Annotated in this window: 1 protein-coding gene and 1 pseudogene; both read left to right on the forward strand. The window is 74.0% G+C overall.

Annotated features, from left to right (window positions below):
• Nucleotides 1-521 (forward strand): RDD family protein (locus D7Y15_RS43320; protein ID WP_121756204.1); only part of this gene is annotated, 521 nt, incomplete at its 5' end.
• 50 nt (nucleotides 522-571) lie between these two features.
• Nucleotides 572-1890, forward strand: a pseudogene (locus tag D7Y15_RS43325) (FrgA protein); the annotation flags it as partial.

Consider the following 1890-nt stretch of genomic DNA (forward strand, 5'->3'; position numbering starts at 1 on the left):
CCGCGAAGAAGTCGAAGGTCTCCGCGGCCCCGGCTGCCCCGGCCACGGGCGAGATTCACGCGCGGCCCGCCTCGCTGTGGCGCCGGCTGCTGTCCTTCACCGTCGACACCGCGGCCATCAGCGCCGTGGCGGCGGCCTACATCACCCTGGCCTCGTCGGTCGCGGGCGTGAAGGGTCCGCAGCCGGGGCTGACCGGGCTGGACGCCTTCGTCGCCTGGCTGCGCGCGCTGCACTCCGTGCTGCTGCCGGGCGTGGTCCTGGTGCTGGTGCTCGCCACCGTGTATTGCGCGGTCGCGGCCTTCCTGTGGAATGGACGCACCCTGGGACGATTGCTCCTGGGCCTGCGGCTGGTGGACACCCATGGCATGGCGCCCACCCCGGGCCGGGCCATCTTCCGGGCGCTGCTCGCCGGGCTTTCCTTCGTTCTCTTCCTGGGCGGGTTCTGGATGGCGCTGTTCGACCGCCGCGGACAGACGCTCCATGACAAGCTGACGTCCACCTTCGTCGTCCAACCGAGCTGAAACAGGCTCATTGTACCTTGCGGCCGCGGCCGTAAGATGCCGCGGCCTTCATGCCTTCGCGTCTTGCCCAGCACCTCGTCTCGCGCGCCCTCCTGTCCCAGGAGCAGGCCGGAGAGTTGTTGCGTCTGCACCAGGCCCAGGGAGGCCATGTGGACACCGCGCTCCTGGAGCGCGGCATGTCCGAAGCGGACGTCCTCGCGATGCTGGGCGAGGTCTCCGGCTTCCGGCCCGTGAACCTGGTGGACTTCGAGCCCAACCTCGAGGTCGCCAGCTTCATCCCCCCGAAAATCGCCGAGCGCCTGAGCGTCGTTCCCCTGTCCCTGGACGGCAACACGCTGCACGTGGCGTGCGCCTACCCGGTGCCCAAGAAGGAGCTGGACGAAGTCGGCTTCCTCCTGGGCAAGCCGCTGGAGCTGTGGGTCGCCATCGAGCTGCGGGTGCGCGAGTGGATCTCCATCATCTACCGCCAGCCGCTGACGCCCCGCTTCGTGCAGTTGGCCGCGGCGGTCGCCCAGCAGGCCGGAGCGCTCACGCCGCCCCCACCTCCGCCGCCAGACGACGAGTCGATGACGGTGGACATGGTGGAGCAGCTGGCGCGCAACGTGGCCCAGGAGCCCGTGCCCGCGGCAGCCCGTCCCGCCGCCGCGCGTGAGCCCGAGCCCGCGGACATCCCCCCGCCCGCGTACACGCGCGAGCCGCTGCGCCTGAACACCTCCGCGGGACCGGTGACGACGGCCCGCGCGGTCCAGCGCCCCACGCCGGCGCCGACGCCCACGGACATCCCGCCCCCCGCGTACACGCGCGAGCCCCTGCGGCTGAACATGCCGGGCACGCCCGCGCGCGCCACGCCTCCCGCGCAGGCTCCGAACCAGGGCGCGTCGGGGAACGCCGCGCCGCCGACCCTCTACCCGCCGGGAGAGCGTCCTCTACCGCCGCCGCAGCCCGTGCCCGTGCTGTTGCCCGTGGGTCCGGCAGGCACGTCCGCCACCGCGCCTCAGGGGGGTCGACCCGCCGCGCCCGGAGCGTTCGCCACGCCGCCGCAGGCCGCGAGCCGTCCCGGAACCACCGTGCAGGGTCCCGCGACCCAGGGCTTCGGAGCACAGGGCCCCAACGCGCAGGGCATCTCCGCGACGCAGGGCTTCGGAGGACCGGGGCCCACCACGCAGGGCTTTGGCGGCCAGGGTCCCGCGACCACGGGCCAAGGTGCTCGACCGGGCACGCCCGTGCAGGGCCCCCAGGGCACCACCCCGGCCGCGCAGCCGGCACAGGGCCCCGCTCGACCGGGCACCACCGTCCAGACCTCGCAGGGCACGGCCCCCACGGCGCCTCCGTCCGCGAACCGCCCCAGCGCCCCCGCGCAGCCCCCGGG

Source organism: Corallococcus sp. AB030 (assembly GCF_003668965.1).
GTDB lineage: Bacteria > Myxococcota > Myxococcia > Myxococcales > Myxococcaceae > Corallococcus > Corallococcus exiguus.